Source organism: Halomonas sp. ML-15 (genome assembly GCF_014779595.1).
Lineage (GTDB): Bacteria > Pseudomonadota > Gammaproteobacteria > Pseudomonadales > Halomonadaceae > Franzmannia.
Map to the genome: position 1 here is coordinate 277,788 of NZ_JACXZT010000003.1, position 17,084 is coordinate 294,871.

Sequence of the window (17,084 nt, forward strand, 5' to 3'; positions counted from 1 at the left end):
CGAGCCGGCGGCGCGCCTGATCGGTAGGTGCGCCGCCGGTCGCCTATTACGATGAGTGGCCGCTAGCTACTTGGTAGTCTGGCGCCGGGGTCGCGTCATCGGCAGCCTCGTCGTGGGTTTCCCGTGGGATGAAGTGGCCGGTCAGTCCCCACAGCAGTCCGAACAGCGGAGACAGCCAGCAGGCGAAGGCAAACGGCGCGTAGACCAGTGTCGGTACGCCAATCGTCGACGCCACGAAGCCACCCCCCATGTTCCAGGGAATCAGCGGCGAGGAGAGGGTGCCGTTATCCTCGATGCTGCGTGACAGGGTGGTGGTCTTGTAGCCCATGGCCTGGTACTGGCCCTTGAGCAGCCGGCCGGGCAGTACCAGGGTGGTGTATACGTCTCCGATGATGGTACTGACCGCCAGTGTGGTGCCGGAACTGGTCGCCACCAGGCTGAAGCGTCCGCGTATCAGGCGCATCAAGCGTTGGATGATGGCGTCGATGGTGCCATAGGCCTCGAGCATCCCGGCAAAGCCCAGTGCGAAGAAGGTCAGGGTGACCACCCAGGTCATCGACAGCACGCCGCCGCTACTCAACAGCTCGTCGATGGCGCCGCTACCGGTATCACTGATGTAGCCGTTCTGCATCACATCGAAGACGGTGTGCAGACTCTCGCCCTGGATACCGATGGCCACCAGGCCGCCGAGTGCCGCGCCGGTGAAAATGGTCGGAAAGGGCGGTAGCTTGGCCAACGCCATGGCGATCACCACTACCGGGGGAATCATGGTGATCCACGACAGCGTAAAGGTGTCCGCCAGCGTCTCGCGGAAGGTGGTGATATCGGTGGTGCGCTCCAACTGGTCGGCATAACCGGCACCCAGCCAGGCATAGAGAATCAGCGCAAGCACGATGGCCGGCACGGTGGTCGCCATCATGCTCTTGATATGGCTCCACAGGTCGGTTTCACACACCGCCGGGGTCAGGTTGGTAGTTTCCGAGAGCGGTGACATCTTGTCGCCGAAGAAGGCGCCCGAGACCAGCGCGCCCCCGGTCAGGTACATCGGAATACCGAGGCCCTCGCCGATACCCATCAGGGCGATGCCCAGGGTGCCCACCGTGCCCCAGGAGGTACCGGTGGCCAGCGAGACCAGCGCACTGATCAGGCAGGTAGCGACCAGGAACACCGACGGCGAGATCATCTGGAAGCCGTAATAGATCAGCATCGGCACGGTGCCGGACAGGATCCAGGTGCCGATCACCATGCCCACCGCCATCAGGATGAAGATCGCCGGAATGCCGATCTTGACCACCTCCAGCATCGAGGCTTCCATCTGCGTCCAGCGGATGCCGCGCAGGCGGCCGAAAAAGGCACACACCATGATGCCGCAGGCCAGTGGAATGTGCGGGGTAAAGTCAGCGAAGACGAAGAATTGCAGAATCAGTACGGCGGTGGTGACCAGCAGCGGCAACAGCGCCATCATCAGCCCAGGGGGAGGGCCGATGCGTATATCGTCATTCATGTGGCACCTTCCTTGATTATGATTGTGTTGGAATGCCCCCGCCGGGCGGGGGCAGTGCTAGCTCAAGGCGGGGTCAATCGAACTTGATGCCCTGTGCCAGCGGCAGTTCCCGGGAATAGTTGACGGTGTTGGTCTGGCGGCGCATGTAGCTCTTCCACACGTCGGAGCCCGATTCACGGCCACCGCCGGTCTCCTTCTCGCCGCCGAAGGCGCCGCCGATCTCGGCACCGCTGGGGCCGATATTGACGTTGGCGATGCCGCAGTCGCTGCCCAGATCGGAGACGAAGGTCTCCGCCTCGCGCACATCGGTGGTGAAGATGCACGACGACAGCCCCTGGGGCACGTCGTTGTTCATGGCGATCGCCTCATCCAGCTCGCGGTAACTCATCACGTAGAGAATCGGCGCGAAGGTCTCGTGCCTGACCAGGTCGGTCTGTTCTTTCATCTCGACGATGGCCGGCGACACGTAGTAGCCCTCGGCGTACTGCTCGGCCAGCTGGCGCTCGCCGCCGAACACCGGTGCGCCCTGGTCGCGGGCCTTGGCCAGCACCCCCTGCATGGCATCGAACGCCTGGCGGTCGATCAGCGGGCCGACCAGCTGGCCCTCCAGCGGGTTGCCGATGGAGACGCCGGCATAGGCGGTCTTGAGCCGCGCCACCACCTCGTCCTTGATCGACTCGTGAACGATCAGGCGGCGCAGGGTGGTGCAGCGCTGCCCCGCGGTACCCACCGCCGAGAACAGGATCGCGCGGGTGGCCATGTCGAGATCGGCGCTGGGCGCCAGGATCATGGCGTTGTTGCCACCCAGTTCGAGGATGCTGCGGCCGAAGCGTGCGGCGACCCGCGGCGCGACCTCACGGCCCATGCGGGTACTACCGGTGGCGCTGACCAGCGGCACACGGGCATCGTCAACGAGCTGCTCACCGGCTTCGCGCTCGCCGATGATCACCTGGCTGAGGCCCTGCGGGACGTCGTCGCCGAACTCGGCCATGGCGCGCTCGAGCAGCGCCTGACAGGCGAGGGCGGTGAGCGGAGTCTTTTCCGAGGGTTTCCACAGCAGGCTGTTGCCGCACACCAGCGCCAGGGCGGCATTCCAGGCCCAGGGCGCCACCGGGAAGTTGAACGCCGTGATCAGCCCGATCGGGCCCAGCGGGTGCCAGCTCTCGCGCATATGGTGGCCGGGACGCTCGGAGGCGATGGTCAGGCCGAACAGCTGGCGGGACTGGCCCACGGCGAGATCGCAGATGTCGATCATCTCCTGCACCTCGCCGAGTCCCTCCTGGAGGATCTTGCCGCACTCCCAGGTTACCAGCGCGCCCAGATCCTCCTTGTGCTTGCGCAGCTGTTCGCCGAACAGTCGCACCAGCTCGCCGCGGCGCGGGGCCGGGACCTGCCGCCAGGCGTTGAAGGCATCGTCGGCGGCGGCGATCTGCGCGTCGACCTGCGCCTGCGAGGCCGGATGTACCTGGCCGATGATGCTGCCGTCGATGGGGGTCGTCACCGCCAAGGAGCCCTCGCGGTACTGGGTAGGCGCCACACCAAGCCGCTGCATGATATCGTCGATCATTCTAACTCCTATCGTTGTCGTCAATCGCAAAAGCGTGAATCGAGTATCACCACCATGGTTATGCGCCATCAAACGATGTTTACTAACCACATCATTCCTTAAAATCGTGACCTAAGGAGAGCCCATGAGCCGGCGCCATCTTCCTTCCCTGGCCGGGCTGCAGTGCTTCGAGGCGGCGGCCCGTCATCTCAGCTTCACCCGCGCGGCGGACGAGCTGAGTCTGACCCAGAGCGCGGTGAGCAAGCAGGTCGCGCAGCTCGAATCGGTGCTCGAGCATCCGCTGTTCCGGCGCATTCGGCGGCGGCTGCATCTCACCCCCGAGGGGGCCGTGTACCTCAGCGAGGCGCGCAAGATTCTCGCCCAGGTCGAGATGTCGACGCGCTATATGCAGTCCTACGGTGGCGAGAGTGATGTGCTCAATGTGGCGACGCTGCCGACCTTCGGCGCGCGCTGGCTGATCCCACGTCTCAACGGCTTTCGCTTCCGCTATCCGCGTATCAATCTCAATATCAGCAACCGGGTCGAGCCCTTCGACCTGCAGCAGGAGCGCATCGACGTGGCATTCTTCTTTGGCCACGGCGCCTGGCCACGCGCCGAGTGCATCAAGCTGCTGGATGAGGAGATGGTCGCGGTGTGTTCACCGCAAGTGATGGGGGAGGTGCCGATCGATGAGCCGCTGGCGTTGACGCAGCTGGTGCTGCTGCAGAGCGCCACGCGTCCCGAAGCCTGGCACGACTGGTTCGAGGCCCAGCAGGTGTATACCGAGCACAGCTACCACGGGCCACGCTTCGACACCTTCTACATGGCGCTTCGCGCGGCACAGGCGGGGTGCGGAGTGGCTCTGGTGCCGCGTTTTCTCGCCCAGGAGGAGCTCGACGAAGGCAAGCTGGTCATGCCGTGGTCGTTTGCACTCACCAGCCGGGATGCCTACTACATGGCCTACCCCGAACATATGGCCGAGCTCTACAAGGTGCGCTCGTTTATCGAGTGGATTCGTGAGCGGACGGCAGAGAATCCAGAATGTGTTCAACAAAGCGCCTGACCTTGGCCAGCTCGCCGAGGTGTTCCGGGTAGACCAGATAGTAGGCGCTGGCGCTGAGCAGACGGTGGGGCGAGGCGATGGCCAGGCGTCCGCTGTCGAGTTCTTCCTGCACCGTAAAGCGTGGCACCAGCGCTGCGCCTCCGCCGGCCATGGCGGTACGCACCAGCATCGGAAAGGTCTCGAAGCGGGTGCCGTGGTAGCTGCGGTCGGTGCCGATCTGCTGCTCGGCAAACCACTGGTGCCAGGCGTCCGGGCGGGTCGAGAGATGCAGCAGCGGCAGGTCGGCGAGATCCCGAGCATCGCTTGGCGCATGTTTTTCCAGCAAGCCGGGAGACGCCACGGCAAGCATCTCCTCGTCGGCGAGCTTGTGGCACTCCAGGTCGGGCCAGCTGCCGTGGCCGTAGAAGAACGCCACGTCGATATTCTGCTGCTCGAGGTCGAAGTCTTCGACGCGGTCGTGGAAGGCCAGGCTGATCTGGGGGTTGGCGGCGAGGAAGACCGGCAGCCTGTCGGCCAGCCAGCGCGCGCCAAAGCTGGGCAGGGTCGCGACCTTGAGCACCTCGCTGTTGCCGCGATAGGTCATGATGGCGTGGGTCGACATCTCGATCTGCGCCAGCACCTTGCGTACGTCGCTGAGGTAGATCGCGCCCTCCGGGGTCAGCACCAGGCTGCGCCGCACGCGACGGAACAGCTTATGCTGCAGGTAGGCTTCGAGCTGCGCGACCTGCTTGCTCACTGCGCTCTGGGTCAGGCTCAGCGCCTCGGCCGCGCGGGTGAAGCTCTTGTGCCGAGCGGCGGCCTCGAAGCACTGCATGGCGGTAGTGGAGGGGAGGTTGCGTGATGCCAAGCGGGGCGCTCCGGGGGGCTGGCCGGCCACCCCGTCCTGCTTCATGCGGGGTGGCCGGCGTGGCGGTGGTTGGCTCATGTGACGGGCTGAATGGCGGTGCTTTCGGGACGACGACGCTGCAGCCAGCCGATCATCGCCATGGCGACTAGCCCGGCACCGCTGGTAAGCACCTCTGGCACCACCATGGCCAGGCCAGCGGCCAACATTACCAGACGCTCCCAGGGCAGGGAATCCCGCACGAAATAGCCGATCAGCGCGCTACTGACCCCCATGATGCCAAGCAGCGAAAACAGCACCGCGCTTGCCAGCCCCAGCGGCGTGACATCGACCATCACCAGCATCGGATTGTAGATAAAGGCATAGGGAATGATGAACGCCCCGATGGCCAGTTTGACCGCGGTAAAGCCGGTCTTCATCGGGTTGGCGCGGGCGATGCCGGCACCGGCATAGGCTGCCAGGCACACCGGCGGGGTGATATCGGCGATGATCCCGAAATAGAACACGAACAGGTGCACCGCCATGGGTGGCAGGCCGAATTCATTGATCAGTGCGGGGGCGGCGATGGTGGCGGTGACCACGTAGTTGGCGGTGGTCGGCAGGCCCATGCCCAGCACGATGCAGGCCACCATGGTGAACAGCAGCGCAAGGATCAGCACGCCGTCGGCGAGGCTGATGATACCGGAAGCGAACTTAGAGCCGAGTCCGGTCATGCCCACTACCCCGGCGATGATCCCGGCGCTGGCCACTGCGGCAATCACCGGTAGCGCCACCCGTGCGCCCTGCTCGAAGATCAGCAGCAGCTTGCGCAACGAAGGGCGCGTCTCCTTGCGGATCAGGCTCACCGCGAAGGCACAGGCGATCCCCAGCAGCGCGGCGCGCTGGGCAGTAAAGCCCACCACGATGGTGCCGACGATCACCAGCAGCGGCAGTAACATGTAGCCCTTCTCCAGCATCAGCTTGCGCTTGCTGGGCAGCTGATCCTTGGGCATGCCGAGGATGCGGTGGCGCTTGGCCTCGAAGTGCACCCCAATGAAGATCCCGGCGAAATAGAGCAGCGCCGGGATCAGCGCCGCGGCCATGATTTCGCGGTACGACACCCCGACATACTCGACCATGATGAAGGCCGCCGCACCCATCAGCGGCGGCATGATCTGCCCGCCAGTAGATGCGGAGGCCTCGGCGGCACCGGCCACTTCCGGCTTGAAGCGGGCGTTCTTCATCATCGGTATGGTAAACGAGCCCGAGGCCACGGTATTGCCGATCGAGCTGCCCGAGATCATGCCCTGGAAGGAGCTGGCCATGACCGCCGCCTTGCCTGCACCACCGGTGAAACGCCCGGTCACCGCAAAGGCCAGGTCATTGAAGAAACGTCCTACGCCGGTATGCATCAGCACCACGCCGAAGAACAGAAACAGGAAGATAAAGCGTGCCGAGATCTGCAGCGGCGTGCCGAACACCCCGCTCTCGCGGAACCACAGGTAGGGTGAGACCTGGGTAAAAGAGAACCCGGGATGGGAAAGCACCTGGCTGGGAATCATGTTGCCGAATAGCGCATACAGAATCGCACAGCTAGCCATGATCACGATGGGAAGACCGACGGTGCGGCGTGTCGCTTCGAGCACGAACAGCACGCCCAGCGCGGCAATGGTCAGGTCGAGGGCCGAATAGCCGGTGATCCGGGCGCGAAGCACCTCTTCGTAGAAGAGAATCTTGTAGTAGGCGGTAAAGGTAGCCACGAAGGCCAGCACCACGTCGTACCAGGGTACCTGCTGGCGGCCGCTGCCGCGGGTGGCGGGAAACAGGATGAAGATCATCCCCAACGCCAGGCCAAGGTGCACAGCGCCCTGCTGTTGAGAGGGCAGTGTGCCGAAATAGCCGGTATAGAGGTGAAAGCAGGTGAGGGTGATGCCCATCAGGGTCACCAGCCAGCCCCATTTGCCTAGCTCGGTGCGCGTGTTGGACTCACGGTCGTACTTTTCTATCAGTGATGCGTCGTCAGCGGTTTTTTTTTAGCCACGGTAGCCTCGCAGGAGCAGGCGCTGCCGGGCGGCTGGCCCGGCAGCGATCAATCGGATAGGACGGATCAGTTGCCGATTTCGTCGAGCGATGTGATGCCCGAGCGCTCACGGGTCACGATCTGAATGACCTCGGGATAGATGTGACCGATGAAGGCAGCATTCTCGACCTGGCCGCCGTCGAACTCGCCGCGGCCGTCCACCGCCTCGCGGGCCGGCGCATGGACGGTCATGCCCAGGTCCATATTGCCATCACGGATGCTGACCATGTTCTCGATCGAGGCGCCGGTTTCGATATTGGTGAAGTTGGCGTCATCGAGGTAGCGGTTCCAGATGGTCGCCATCTCGCCACCCAGCGGGTAATAGGTGCCACCCTGGCTGCCGGTGCCGAGGATGAACTCGCGCTTCTCCTCGATATCGCCGAGCTCGGCGACCGGGTTGTCCACGGTCAGGCCCTGCTCCTCGTAGTAGCGCTTGGCACCGGGGTGGATCGGCAGATCGTCGGCGCCGTTGAGGGCGTTCTCGAGGGTCATGAACGCCGACTGGGAGTGGGTGTTCTCCTCGGCGTGCTCGACCATCAGGCGCGCCAGCTCATAGCCCAGCTCCTCGCCGATGGTATCGGTGTTACCCATCAGGATGGCGTAGGCGGTGATGGTGTTCACATCCTCGTCGAGGAATTCATAGCTGCCGCTGGGGATGGTGAAGCGCTGGTAATCGCTGTTGGCCTCGATGTACTCGATGGCGTCATCGCTCAGGCTCAGCATACGGGCATCGCCGCTGGAGGCCTGGAGGTTCTCGATGCTGCCCGAGGGCAGGCCGAGGATACCGATGGAGATATCGATATTGCCGTCCTGCACGCCGTCTAGCGCCGCGCCGAAGCCCTCCTGATAGGTGCTGTAGTCGTCCTCACCGATGCCGTAGGCATCGAAGATCAACTGCGACACGCTCTGGGTGGTACTGGCTGGGGGGCCGATGGCGATGTTCGGATTGCTGGTGCCGTCGCTGCCGCAGCCGGCCAGCAGAGCAGCCGTGGCGGCGCCGAGTGTCGCCATGGGGAATACGCGCTTCATGTCGTCTCCTGTTTACTTGCCTATCGTTATTATGTTCCCGGCGCACGACGGCGCTGCCGTGATCGCCAAGGATCCACTGTGACGGCTATTGTTGTCGTCCATCGCATATCAGGCAAAAGAAATTTAGTCCTACTTGTATTCCATTTTTTCCTGCATCTCTGTAATGACGCTCGTGCTGCCTCTGGTAGATGCTTCACCCTGAATAAACGGAATGCATAGCGCGCTTTTTTTCGTTTGAGGCGTGGGGCAGGGTCTGCTCTGATACCAGCATTACTGGAGGCTGCAGGAGAACGGACAGGACATGGAACTCCCCTTTGTCAGCGAGTCGATGGGCGTGGTGCACCCCATCTGCGTGGAGCAGGGCCGCAATGCCGAGGTGTGGGATGAGCAGGGGCGGCGCTATATCGACTTCATCGGCGGTATTGGTGTGCTCAATCTGGGCCACTGCCACCCGGCCATTGTCGAGGCGGCCGGCGCTCAGCTGGCGCGGCTGACCCACTCGGCGTTCAACGCCGTGCCTCACCGTGGCTATCTCGACGTAGTGGCGGCGCTGCAGGACTTTGTGCCGGTCAGCTATCCGCTGCGCTGCATGCTCACCAACAGCGGCGCCGAGGCCACTGAGAACGCGCTCAAGGTGGCGCGGGGCTATACTCGCCGCCAGGCGGTGATCGCCTTCGACGACGCCTTTCACGGCCGCACCCTGGCAGCACTCAACCTCAACGGCAAGGTGGCACCCTACAAGCAGCAGCTCGGCGCCTTGCCGGGGCCGGTCTACCACCTGCCGTTTCCGAGTGCCGACGGCGGCGTCAGCGCCGAGCAGGGAATGGCGGCGCTGACGCGGCTGTTCGAGGTCGAGGTATCGCCGGATGACGTGGCGGCCATCGTGGTCGAGCCGGTACAGGGCGAGGGCGGCTTTCGGCTGCTAGACCGCGACTTTGCCCGGCAGCTGCGCGCCGAGTGCGACCGTCACGGCATCGTGTTGATCATCGACGAGATCCAGTCCGGCTTCGGGCGTAGCGGTACTCGCTTTGCTTTCACGCATCTGGGCATCGAGCCCGACCTGCTGCTGATGGGCAAGAGCATGGCCGGCGGCCTGCCGCTGGCCGCGGTGGTCGGCCGCGAGGCGATCATGAACGCCCTGCCCAAGGGCGGGTTGGGTGGTACCTACTCCGGCAACCCGGTGGCCTGTGCCGCAGCCAAGGCGGTCATGCAGATCATGACCGAGCCGCGCCTGGGCGAGTGGGGTAAACGAATCGAACAGGCCATCGTCGCTGCGCACCGGCGCTGGCAGCAAAGCGAGCGCTTTCCGATGCTCGGTGCCATGACCGGCGTGGGCGCCATGCGCGGCATCGTCTTTGACGACACCGCCGCGGCCAGCGGCAGCCAGCACCTCGCCAGTCTGCTGGCCAGGGCCCGCCAGCAGGGGCTGCTGCTGATGCCCAGCGGGCGCCACAAGAACGTGCTGCGGCTGTTGATGCCGCTGACCATCGAGCCCGAGCGCCTCGATGAAGGCCTGGCCCTGCTCGAACGCTCCCTTGAGTCGCTCGCGGCCTGAGCCGCAGATCAGATCACGCTATGCTGAGAACAGACCGGCCACAGGAGGCCTCCAATGAGTAACTGGATAGCCCAGGACAAGATTCGCGACCGCTTCTCGCGGGCGATGTCCGAGATGTATCGCCAGGAAGTGCCGCAGTACGGCACGCTGCTGGCGCTGGTTGACACAGTCAATCGTGAGACGCTGGCCGCCAGTCCTGAGTTGCACGCCGCGCTGCGTGAGAGCGACGAGCTGGCACGGCTGGACGTCGAGCGTCACGGGGCGATTCGCGTCGGCACGCCGCAGGAGCTCGCCATGCTGCGGCGGCTATTCGCGGTGATGGGCATGTACCCGGTGGGCTACTACGACCTCTCCGAGGCGGGGGTGCCGGTGCACTCCACGGCGTTTCGTCCAGTGGACGACGGCGCGCTCAAGCGCAACCCGTTTCGCGTATTCACCTCGCTGCTACGCCTGGAGCTGATCGACGACCCCGAGCTGCGCCAGCGCGCTGCCGAGATCCTCGCCGCCCGCGATATCTTCACCCCAGCTGCACGCGAACTGATCGCCACCGCCGAGCGCCAGGGGGGGCTCGACGAGGCCCAGGCAGAGCGCTTCGTGGCCGAGGCGCTGGAGACCTTCCGCTGGCACCGCGAGGCTACCGTCGACCTGGCCACCTATCGCGCACTGAGCGACGAGCACCGCTTGATTGCCGATGTGGTGTGTTTCCGCGGGCCGCATATCAACCACCTCACTCCGCGGACCCTGGATATCGACGAAGTGCAGCGGCGCATGCCTGAGGCCGGCATCGATCCCAAGGCGATCATCGAGGGCCCACCGCGGCGCGACTGCCCGATCCTGCTGCGCCAGACCAGCTTCAAGGCGCTGGAGGAGGCGATACGCTTCGCCGGTGATGAGCAGGGCCATCATAGCGCACGCTTCGGTGAGATCGAGCAGCGCGGCGTGGCGCTGACCCGAAAGGGGCGGGCACTCTACGATCGTCTGTTGACGGCCTCGCGGGAAGGCGGGCCGGCCGCTGACAACGCCAGCCATCAGGCCAAGCTCAGCGCGGTGTTCGGCGACTTCCCCGATGACCCCGACACGCTGCGCCGCGAGGGCCTGGCGTTCTTCCACTACCGCGCGGTATCCAACGCGAGCGTCAATACCGGGCCCGGCGGGGAGGGTGACGTCGAGGCGCTGATCGCACGCGGATCGCTGGTCGCCACGCCGATGACGTATGAAGATTTCCTGCCGGTCAGCGCTGCGGGCATCTTTCAGTCGAACCTCGGCGACGGGGTGCGTGACGACTACGCCAGCCACTCGAATCAGGCGCAGTTCGAGGAGGCACTGGGGGCCAGGGTCACCGACGAGATCGCGCTTTACGAGCAGCGCCAGCAAGCGTCGTTGGAGCAGGCGCTGGCGGAGCTGGCGGGAACAGGCTGAGCGGTCTGCCATGCTGGCCAATGAGCTCCGCCAGGCGAGGTTAGCCTAGTGGAGCCATCGTCTCGAGTAGATTCTGCAGAAACCCCAAGCTATCGCTGAACAGCCGCTGCAGGAAGCGCGCGAAATCGGTCATCAGTACCATCAGCAGGAAAATGCCCACCGTCAGCGAGGTGGGGAAGCCGATATTGAATACCGTGAGCTGCGGCGCCGAGCGGTTGAGGATGCCCAGCGACAGGTTGATGATCAGCAGTGAACCGACCAGTGGCAGTGCCAGCAGCATCCCTGAGACGAAAATGGTACCGCCGAAGCGCACCAGCATCTCGAAGGCACCGGGGTTGAAGCCGCCCATGCCGATCGGCAGGGTGACGAAGGTCGAGGCGATGATCTCGATCACGATCAGATGGCCGTTGAAGGCCAGGAACATCAGCAGGGTGATCATGTAGAACACCCGCGACAGGATCATGGTGTTGGTGCCGCTGCCGGCATCGAAGAAGGTGGCGAAGGCCAGCCCCATCTGCAGGCCGATGAACTCGCCCGCCGCCTGCACCACCGCAAACATTACCTGCATGGTCAGCCCGATGGCGATGCCGATCAGCATCTGCTCGATCATGATGCCGAGGCTTGCCCAGGAGACGATTGGCGCATCCGGCAGCTCGGGCAGGCTGGGACCGATAACCACCGTGAGCAGCGCCGCCAGGCCGATCTTGACCTGATTGGGCACCGCCGAGTGGCCGAGCAGCGGCGCAGCCATCAGGAATGCCGTGATGCGCACGAACGGCCACAGAAACAGCATCAGCCAGGTCTGCAGCTGGGCGAAGGTGACCTCGACCATGAGTCGGCGCCGTCAGCTCAACATCAGCGGGATGTTGGTGAACAGCTCGCGGGTGAAGTCAGAGATCAGCTTGAGCAGCCAGGGGCCGGCAAACACCAGTACGGTGAATACCCCGAGGATCTTGGGGATGAACGACAGCGTCATCTCGTTGATCTGGGTAGCGGCCTGGAACAGGCTGACGGTCAGGCCGGTAAGCAGGGCGGTAATCAGCAGTGGACCGGCCAGCAGCAGCGTGACCCGCATGCCCTGGTAGGCCATGCCCATGACGACTTCGGGTGTCATTGCACTCTCCTCGCGGCGGTCATATGTAGAAGCTCTCGGCCAGGGAGCCGATGATCAGCTGCCAGCCATCGACGAGCACGAACAGCATCAGCTTGAACGGCAGCGAGATGGTTGCCGGCGGCACCATCATCATGCCCAGCGACATCAGGGTGCTGGCCACCACCAGGTCGATGATCAGAAACGGGATAAAAATGGTGAAGCCGATCTGGAAGGCGGTCTTCAGCTCGCTGGTGACGAAGGCTGGCATCAAGACGCGCATCGGCAGATCTTCCGGGCCCTGCATCTCACCGACATCGGCCAGGCGCACGAACATCGCCAGGTCCGGCTCGCGGGTCTGGGCCAGCATGAACTCGCGGAACGGCTGGCTGGCGACGAGAAGGAATTCGTCGAAATTCATCTCATCGGTCGAGAGCGGCAGCCAGGCATCCTGGTAGACCTGGGCGAAGACCGGTGACATCACGAAGAAGGTCAGAAACAGCGCCAGCCCCAGCAGCACCTGATTGGGCGGTGCCGACTGGGTGCCCATGGCGGTGCGCAGCAGACTGAGCACGATGATGATGCGGGTGAAGCCGGTCATCATCAGCAGCAGCGCCGGCAGGAAGGCCATCGAACTGAGCAGCAGCAGGGTCTGCAGCTGTACCGACCACTGCTGGCCGCCATCCTCGGTGGGCTGGCTGACGATACCGGGGATGGTGGCCTGAGCGACGGCGGCGCCAGGCAGCCACCACAGCAGCAGGCCGAGCACCAAGGGTAGGGTGAGGCGCATCGACATCACGGTCACGTTCCCTTGCCGCGGCCCAGGCCGGCGTTATGCTTCAAGGCACTGGCGAAGCGGGTCGCAAAGCTGCTGCCTTCGGGGTGAACGGCGGGGGGGGGAGTGGACTCAACCGGTGCGACGCACTCATGCAGCTTGGTGACCTGGCCGCCGCCGACGCCGAGCACCAACCAGGTGCCCTCGACGTCGACGATCACCACTCGCTCGCGGTTGCCCACGGCGGTGCTGCCTACCACCTTGAGATGCTGACCGTGAACGCGCCCCTGAGGGTGGAGCCGTTTGACCAGGTAGCTGCACAGGAAGATGATCGCCACCACCAGTGCCAGGGCGGCGGCGGTCTTGCCCAGCGTGGCCATGCCGAGCAGTGCATCGCTGGTGCCTACGCTACCTTCGAGCGCCGCCAGGCCGCTAGTGTCGACCTGGGTGGCGGGCTCGGGTGTGGAAACGCTCTCGCTCATCGGTTGAGTTTCTGCACGCGCTCGGAGGGGGTGATGATTTCGGTGACGCGGATGCCGTACTTGTCATCCACGACGACCACTTCGCCCTGGGCGATCAGGTAGCCGTTGATCAGAATATCCATCGGCTCGCCGGCCAGCCCTTCGAGCTCGATCACCGAGCCTTGCGCCAGTTCGAGCAGCTGCTTGATGGTGATGCGGGTACGGCCGAGTTCGACGCTCAGCTTGACCGGGATGTCCATGACCATCTCGAGGTCACGGGCGGTGCCGCCGCTCTGGCCCTTGTCCAGCGGCTTGAAGACCTTGGAACCGGCGGATTCCGGCTGGCTGGCAGGCTCGGCAGATTCGCTCTCAGCGTCGGCCTGCTCGGCCAGCGCTTCGGCCCAGGGGTCATCGTCGGCGGGCGCCGCATCGCCCTGTTCGGCCATGGCGCTGGCCCAATCGTCGTCTGTGGCGTTCTGATCGGGCTTGTTGGGATCAGAGGAGTTGGGATCAGTCATTATCAGATTCCTTGGCTTGCGGCGTTGACCCTTTGACGAAAGTTTCCTTGGCCGACTTGGGTGGCGAGGCATGCTCGATCAGGCGATTCACGCGCAGTGCGCGTTGACCGTGCTGGCTACCGTACTCGCACTGCATCACCGGCACGCCGTCAACCCTGGCGGTGACGATCTCGGGCAGTTCGATGGGCAGCACGTCGCCGACTTCCAGCGACATCACCCGGCCGATGCTGCTGGGGATCTCGACGAAGTCGGCGATCAGCTCGACGTTGGAGCGCTTGATTTCGCCGGCCATGCGCTGGCCCCACTGCCGTTCCTCTTCGGGGTGGCTGTCGGTGAGCGGACCGCTGAGCTGTTCGCGCAACGGCTCGATCATGGAGTAGGGCATACAGATCTGGAAGTCGCTGCTCAGATTGCCGACTTCCAGGTGGAAAGTGCTGTTGACCACGATCTCGTTGGGAGAATTGGTGATATTGGCGAACTTGACCTGCATCTCGGAGCGCAGGAACTCTACTTCCAGCGGGTACACCGAGCGCCAGGCTTCCTGGTAGGCGTCGATGGCCAGCTTGAGCAGGCGACGAATGATGCGCTGCTCGGTGTGGGTGAACTCGCGGCCTTCCGACTTGGTGAGGAAGCGCCCGTCGCCGCCGAACAGATTGTCGACCACCATGAACACCAGGCTTGGCGGAAACACGACCAGCGCTGAGCCGCGCAGCGGCTTGAGGGCCACCAGGTTGAGGTTGGTGGGTACCGGCACATTGCGGGCGAAGTCGCTGTAGCTCTGGTAGCGCACGGTATCGACGGTGATATCGGCGCTGCGCCGCAGCAGGTTGAACAGACTCATGCGGAAGTGGCGCGCAAACCGCTCGTTGATGATGTCGAGGGCATGCAGGCGCTCGCGAATCACCCGATGTTGAGTGGCCGGGTCGTAGGGGCGAATACGCCCCTCGCTGCCCTTGCTGTCGCTGGGAGCAGCTTCTTCTTCGCCGCTAACGCCTTTGAGCAGGGCGTCGATCTCTTCCTGAGAGAGCAGGTCGTCTTGGGACATGGCGCTATTGCACTTCTCGGTGAAGACTCAAGGGTTCAGCGTCGCGGTCACTGGACGATGAATTCGGTGTAGAGCACGTCGTTGACCATCAGCGAGGGCTGCGGGTCGGTCAGCGGCTGGTCGAATAGCGCCAGGATCTCGGCCGACAGCTGCTGCTTGCCCTCGGGGCTGGTCAGCTCCTCAGCCTGCTGGCTGGAGAGCAGCATCAGCAGCCGACTGCGGACCTGAGGCATGTGCTCCTCGATCAGCTCGCGAGTGGTCTCGTTACCCACCCGCAGCGACAGCCCCACATACAGCAGGCGCTGGTCGTAATGGCGGCTCTGGAGGTTGACCGTGAACGGATTGATGTCGACGAAGATCGGCGCCGGCGCGCGGGAATCTTCCACCGCGGTTTGGGCGCTCTCCGGCGCAGGGTCGTCGCGGTTGTCCATCATGAAGTACATGGCCGCCGAGCTGCCCATAGAGAACAGGATGATCAGAAGCCCGATGATCCACCAGGGTTTGCGGCTGCCCGCACTAGAATTCTTTGCCATTGTCTATGCCACCGTTAGATGGGCGACCCCGCAGGGTGCATTCCAGAAAGCAGTATGGCGATAGCCGGGCCATCGCCATGGTTCGAAAAGGCTGACCTAAACCGCGTATCTTGGCGCTTTGCCGTACGCGCTCGGTCCTTGACCTCATAAGGTGTTATCGGCACGAGGGGCGCTAGATTGAGGATGGCGGGGCAAAATGCCCCGCGCGTCGGCGGTGTCAGGCGTAGAGATCGACGCGACCGTCGAGGTCAAGCGGGCGTGCCGGCGTGGCCTGGCGGTCATCCTCGGCGAGATCGTCGTCGCTCGGCTGGCCGCCGGCCTGGCCGTTACCGCCGCCATTGGCGAATGCCATTTCACCCTGCTGGCCGCCGGCGTGTTCACCGACCATGGCTTCGCTAAGGGAGATGCCTTGCTCCTCAAGGGCTTCTCGTAGCTGCGGGATGGCCTGTTCCACCGCTGCTCGCACCTGGGCGTTGGCCGACAGGAACTGCGCCTGGGCGCCGCTTTCGCCAAGCTTGAGGCTCACCGAGAGCGGGCCCAGCTCGGCGGGGTTGAGGCGTAGCTCGACGCGCTGGTCACCGCGCTGGGTGAGGTTGACCAGCTGTTGGCCGAGCTGCTGCTGCCATTGCTGGCTGGCCACCGGGGCGCTCAGCGCGGCGCCGTTGGGAGTGGCCAGCGGTTGGCCGAGGGGCTGTGGGCTGGCGGTGGTGCCTTGAGCACTTCCAGCGCCCGGTGCCAGGATCCCTTGAGACTCACTGCTGGCGGCACTGGGCACCTCGCTGCGTCCGCTGAGAGCGGCGAACAGCGGGGCTTCACTGCCTGGCTGCGGCTGGGAGAACCCTGGCTGGGCACTGGCGCCGGAGTTGCCGTTGTGGCTCGCCGCGGGGGCGGCTTGGGCAACGCTGCGCAGCGCCTGCTGGGTGATCTCGGCGAGGGCGTCGCGCCCCGTGGCCTTGGCCTCGCGAACAGCGGCAGGATCGAGTAGCAGCGCCTCGCTGTGAGGACGCAATTCGCCGCCGGCCTGACCGGTAGCCGTGGCCTGGCCGCTAGCTCGGGTCTGCAGCACAGCTGGCTCGGCGCCGGGCTGCGGCTTGGCCATACCCTGGCCGGGCTCTGTCAGTGGCCGGCCGGCGGCATCGATCAGTGCCATGCGTTGGCGTACTTCGGCCAACAGCGCCGACTCTTCATCCGCACTCAGCTCTACTGTGTCTACCACCTGCCGCTGCGCTGCAGCGGCCTCGTTGAACAGTGCCTCCAGTGCAGCGAGGGGCGCCTTGTCCTGCATGCTGGCGGCCTCGTCCAATACACTCTCGAGCACGGCCAGCACCTCTCCCTGGTCGTTGGTCTCGGCGAGCTCGTTGGCCAGGGCCGCAAGCTCGGGGGGCAGTTCGCCCTCGCTGCTCGTCTGGTGCTTGCCGCGGATGGCCTGAGCGTCATCGCCGAGCAGCTGGGCGAGGCCTTCGCCGTGGGCGGCCAGGCTAAGCTGTTCGGCGAAGGCGCCGTCGGCGGGCAGTTGGCCGCCGGCCTGTGCAAGGCCTGCCTTGCTGACGCCTGTGTGGGCAGTCAGAAGCGCGGTAATGTCCATATTGCCTCCTTGATCGGGCAAGCCGGGGTCGCCGGCGGTGGGCTGCGCGTTGGCGCGG

General features: G+C 64.5%; 16 protein-coding genes. 3 read left to right on the forward strand and 13 right to left on the reverse strand.

Translation table 11 applies throughout. The features are described 5' to 3' along the window. Nucleotides 1-46: 46 nt before the first annotated feature. Together nhaC and IEI94_RS05015 are read right to left on the reverse strand one after the other, a co-directional pair. Nucleotides 47-1,504: a Na+/H+ antiporter NhaC gene (nhaC, locus tag IEI94_RS05010; protein ID WP_191166147.1), complete on the reverse strand. Its 1,458-nt coding sequence runs from the start codon at nucleotides 1,502-1,504 to the stop codon at nucleotides 47-49. 73 nt (nucleotides 1,505-1,577) lie between these two features. After that, entirely contained in the window at nucleotides 1,578-3,071 is a 1,494-nt protein-coding gene (locus IEI94_RS05015) for an aldehyde dehydrogenase family protein (RefSeq protein WP_191166148.1), read from the reverse strand. A 124-nt stretch (nucleotides 3,072-3,195) separates the two neighbouring features. Here IEI94_RS05015 and gcvA point away from each other — a divergent pair, with 124 nt between their 5' ends. Continuing rightward, on the forward strand, nucleotides 3,196-4,113 hold the full coding sequence (gene gcvA, locus IEI94_RS05020) for a transcriptional regulator GcvA (protein ID WP_191166149.1): 918 nt from the start codon (nucleotides 3,196-3,198) through the stop codon (nucleotides 4,111-4,113). On the opposite strand, the gene IEI94_RS05025 is transcribed toward gcvA, so the two are convergent. The 3 genes from IEI94_RS05025 to IEI94_RS05035 all read right to left on the reverse strand — a co-directional run bounded on the left by IEI94_RS05025 (nucleotide 4,052) and on the right by IEI94_RS05035 (nucleotide 8,045). Continuing rightward, on the reverse strand, nucleotides 4,052-4,960 hold the full coding sequence (locus IEI94_RS05025) for a LysR substrate-binding domain-containing protein (RefSeq protein WP_191166150.1): 909 nt from the start codon (nucleotides 4,958-4,960) through the stop codon (nucleotides 4,052-4,054). The two genes, gcvA and IEI94_RS05025, sit on opposite strands and share 62 nt — an antisense overlap. Nucleotides 4,961-5,034: 74 nt before the next feature. Further along, nucleotides 5,035-6,882 carry a TRAP transporter permease gene (locus IEI94_RS05030; protein ID WP_318153357.1) on the reverse strand — a complete coding sequence of 616 codons (1,848 nt, stop codon included), beginning with the start codon at nucleotides 6,880-6,882 and terminating at the stop codon, nucleotides 5,035-5,037. 161 nt (nucleotides 6,883-7,043) lie between these two features. Next, nucleotides 7,044-8,045 carry a TAXI family TRAP transporter solute-binding subunit gene (locus IEI94_RS05035; RefSeq protein ID WP_191166151.1) on the reverse strand — a complete coding sequence of 334 codons (1,002 nt, stop codon included), beginning with the start codon at nucleotides 8,043-8,045 and terminating at the stop codon, nucleotides 7,044-7,046. A 301-nt stretch (nucleotides 8,046-8,346) separates the two neighbouring features. On the opposite strand from IEI94_RS05035, the gene IEI94_RS05040 reads away from it, so the two are divergent. Both IEI94_RS05040 and IEI94_RS05045 read left to right on the forward strand, forming a co-directional pair. Further along, nucleotides 8,347-9,600 (forward strand): aspartate aminotransferase family protein, encoded by a 1,254-nt coding sequence (locus IEI94_RS05040; protein ID WP_191166153.1) that lies wholly within the window; start codon nucleotides 8,347-8,349, stop codon nucleotides 9,598-9,600. A gap of 54 nt (nucleotides 9,601-9,654) precedes the next feature. Then, on the forward strand, nucleotides 9,655-11,019 hold the full coding sequence (locus IEI94_RS05045; RefSeq protein WP_191166155.1) for a VOC family protein: 1,365 nt from the start codon (nucleotides 9,655-9,657) through the stop codon (nucleotides 11,017-11,019). A 40-nt stretch (nucleotides 11,020-11,059) separates the two neighbouring features. Here the strand turns inward: IEI94_RS05045 and fliR are convergent, their stop codons facing one another. From fliR to IEI94_RS05085, 8 genes are all read right to left on the reverse strand, one after another. Beyond that, entirely contained in the window at nucleotides 11,060-11,851 is a 792-nt protein-coding gene (fliR, locus tag IEI94_RS05050) for a flagellar biosynthetic protein FliR (protein WP_191166157.1), read from the reverse strand. 12 nt (nucleotides 11,852-11,863) lie between these two features. Then, a complete protein-coding gene (fliQ, locus tag IEI94_RS05055) occupies nucleotides 11,864-12,133 on the reverse strand; it encodes a flagellar biosynthesis protein FliQ (RefSeq protein ID WP_089658296.1) in 270 nt (89 codons plus the stop codon). Nucleotides 12,134-12,152: 19 nt separating this feature from the next. After that, the gene (gene fliP / locus IEI94_RS05060; protein WP_318153358.1) at nucleotides 12,153-12,905 is read right to left on the reverse strand and encodes a flagellar type III secretion system pore protein FliP; all 753 of its coding nucleotides are present in this window, start codon (nucleotides 12,903-12,905) and stop codon (nucleotides 12,153-12,155) included. A gap of 5 nt (nucleotides 12,906-12,910) precedes the next feature. Beyond that, on the reverse strand, nucleotides 12,911-13,366 hold the full coding sequence (gene fliO / locus IEI94_RS05065; RefSeq protein ID WP_191166159.1) for a flagellar biosynthetic protein FliO: 456 nt from the start codon (nucleotides 13,364-13,366) through the stop codon (nucleotides 12,911-12,913). Then, nucleotides 13,363-13,863 carry a flagellar motor switch protein FliN gene (fliN, locus tag IEI94_RS05070; protein WP_191166161.1) on the reverse strand — a complete coding sequence of 167 codons (501 nt, stop codon included), beginning with the start codon at nucleotides 13,861-13,863 and terminating at the stop codon, nucleotides 13,363-13,365. Before fliN ends, fliO begins: the two co-directional genes overlap by 4 nt. Continuing rightward, entirely contained in the window at nucleotides 13,856-14,908 is a 1,053-nt protein-coding gene (gene fliM / locus IEI94_RS05075) for a flagellar motor switch protein FliM (RefSeq protein ID WP_191166164.1), read from the reverse strand. The genes fliN and fliM overlap by 8 nt, the downstream gene beginning before the upstream one ends. A 47-nt stretch (nucleotides 14,909-14,955) precedes the next feature. After that, complete coding sequence (gene fliL / locus IEI94_RS05080) at nucleotides 14,956-15,441, reverse strand: flagellar basal body-associated protein FliL (protein ID WP_191166166.1); 486 nt, start codon at nucleotides 15,439-15,441, stop codon at nucleotides 14,956-14,958. A gap of 217 nt (nucleotides 15,442-15,658) precedes the next feature. After that, a complete protein-coding gene (locus IEI94_RS05085) occupies nucleotides 15,659-17,026 on the reverse strand; it encodes a flagellar hook-length control protein FliK (RefSeq protein ID WP_191166168.1) in 1,368 nt (455 codons plus the stop codon). Nucleotides 17,027-17,084: the final 58 nt, after the last annotated feature.